The 2,429-nt window shown below is 74.8% G+C and carries 2 protein-coding genes; both read right to left on the bottom strand.

Annotated elements, in window-relative coordinates:
- The coding region (locus tag AB0O00_RS35780; RefSeq protein WP_363658878.1) for a 1-hydroxy-2-methyl-2-butenyl 4-diphosphate reductase at positions 1-503 on the bottom strand (503 nt) is incomplete at its 3' end.
- Positions 500-2,429, bottom strand: a 1,930-nt coding sequence (shc, locus tag AB0O00_RS35775; RefSeq protein ID WP_363658877.1) for a squalene--hopene cyclase, incomplete at its 5' end; no start/stop codon positions are given. The genes shc and AB0O00_RS35780, both read right to left, overlap by 4 nt.

Genomic DNA, 2,429 nt, shown 5'->3' with positions numbered 1-2,429 from the left:
ACGACCACCCGCAGTACGGCCGCCGTAAGCGGCGGACGCTTTTTGTGATGCGTGGGGTTGAGTGCTGCGGCCTCCATGTCGACGGCGAGCGCGCCCTGGACGTGCAGGGCCCGCCGTTCGAGGCCGCGGACCACGTGGTCGGCGGTGTGGTGCACCCCGGTGTGGACGGCCAGCCCGCGCTCCTTGAGGGCCCGGGCGAGGTCGGCGGCCGAGCGGACGGGGAACAGGTTGCCCTCCGCGTTGCGCACGCCGTCGGCGACGACGACGTCCCCCGGGGCGATCCCGGGTCCGACGGCCGCGCCGAAGCCGGCCACCACGACCGCGCCGTAGCCGCCCGGGGCGGAGCCGAGCACCCGGCGCACCGCGTGGCCGGCCCGCCGCCGGCCGACCCCGGTGCGCAGCAGCACCGGCGGCCCGCCCACCGAGCCGCGCCAGTCCCCGCCGCGCAGGGCCCAGACCTCGGGGCCGAGTGCGCAGAGCACCAGCAGCGGCGGGGTGGTCACCGCGACGCCCCGATCGCCGGGCTGCCGCCCTCCCGCAGGACCGCGGGCCCACCGCCCAGGTAGCGGCCGAGCGCGGTGACGGGGAAGACCAGCCGGTAGAGGTGGTAGTTGATGGAGAAGTCCCACGGGAAGCCGGTGCCGGTGAACTGCGGCTCGTCCCAGGTGCCTTCGGGCAGCTGGGTGCGCACCAGCCAGTCGACCCCGCGCTCCACCGCCGGGTTGGCCCGGCGGTCCGGGCCCTCGCCGGCCGCGAGCAGCGCCATCAGCGCCCACGCGGTCTGCGAGGCCGTCGAGTCGCCGCGCCCGGCCCAGCGCGCCGGGTCGTCGTAGGAGCGCATGTCCTCGCCCCAGCCGCCGTCGGCGTTCTGGCGGTCCTCCAGCCAGCGGACGGCCTGGCGGATCGCCGGGTGCTCGTCCGGCACGCCGGCCGCGACGAGGGCGGGCAGCACCGAGCCGGTGCCGTAGATGTAGTTGGTGCCCCAGCGGCCGAACCAGGAGCCGTCGGCCTCCTGGTTGCGCAGCAGCCACTCGACGCCGCGCCGGGTGCGCGGGTCCCGCGCCTGCCCGACCTCGGCGAGCATCTCGACGACGTGCGCGGTGACGTCGGCGGACGGCGGGTCGACCACCTCGCCGAAGTCGCAGAACGGCAGCTTGTTCGGCAGCGTGCTGGTGTTGTCGACGTCGAAGGCGCCCCAGGCGCCGTTCTTGGACTGCATGCCGAGGTTCCAGCGCACCCCGCGGTCCACCGCCCCGTCGACGCGGGCCTGATCCGGGTGGGCCACCCGGCGCAGCGCCAGGACCACCTCGGCGGTGTCGTCGATGTCCGGGTAGGTGTCGTTCTCGAACTCGAAGGCCCAGCCGCCCGCCTCCAGCGAGGGCCGCCGCACGCTCCAGTCGCCGCGCTTGCGGATCTCCTCGCCGAGCATCCAGTCGACGGCGGACACCACCGCCGGGTGGTCGGCCGCCAGCCCGGCGTCCACCAGCGCGATGGTGGCCAGGCAGGTGTCCCAGACCGGGGACTGGCAGGCCTCCAGCCAGCGCATGCCGTCCTCGGTGTGCACGGTGAAGCGGTCGAAGGCGGTGAGCCCGGCCTGCATCACCGGGTGCTCCAGCTCGTAGCCCTCCAGGTGCAGGGCGATCAGCGAGTAGACGGCGGGCGGTTGGATCCCGCCCCAGCAGCCGTCGGCCTCCTGGCGCTCGACGATCCAGCGGCAGGCCTGCCCGATGGCGTGCTTGCGCAGCGGGCGAAGGGCGCGGTGGTGGTAGGCGTGCAGGACCTTGTCGAGGCGTTCGAAGAGGCCGTCCCAGCTGGTGGCGGGCGCGAGCGGCCGGTCGGGGAAGGGGTGCTCGGGGTCGGTGTGCAGCTCGGTGAGCGCGAAGGGTGCCGGGCGGACCGGGCGGTGGGCCGAGACGATGGTCAGCGGGACGATGGTCTGGCGGGCCCAGCAGCCGAAGGCGTAGATGTTCAGCGGCAGCCACCGGGGCAGGAAGATGATCTCGGGCGGCATCTCGGGCAGCCGCTCCCAGGGCCACCAGCCGAAGAGCGCGAGCCAGATCCGGGTGAACACCCGGGCGGCGGCGATGCCCCCGGCGGAGCGGACGTAGCGCGCGGCGGCCTGCATGTGCGGCGCGTCCGGGTCGTCACCGGCGAGCTTGAGGGCGACGTACGCCTCGACGGTCGTGGACAGTTCGGGCGGCCCGCCGTGGAAGGTGGCCCAGGTGCCGTCCTCACGCTGCTGGGAGCGGATCCACTCGGCGGTGGCCGCGGTCTGTTCCTCGGTGCGGATCCCGAGGAACTGCCGGAGCAGTAAGTCCTCGGCGTCCATGGTGACGTTGGTCTCCAGGTCGCCCTTCCACCAGCCGTCCGGGCTCTGCAGCGAGAGCAGGTGGGCGGTGGCCCGGGCCAGTGCCTCCCGGGCGTCGGCC

Origin of the sequence: Kitasatospora sp. NPDC093558, from assembly GCF_040683475.1 — a bacterium.
Lineage (GTDB): Bacteria > Actinomycetota > Actinomycetes > Streptomycetales > Streptomycetaceae > Kitasatospora.
This window is presented reverse-complemented; position numbering and strand designations above follow the sequence as displayed.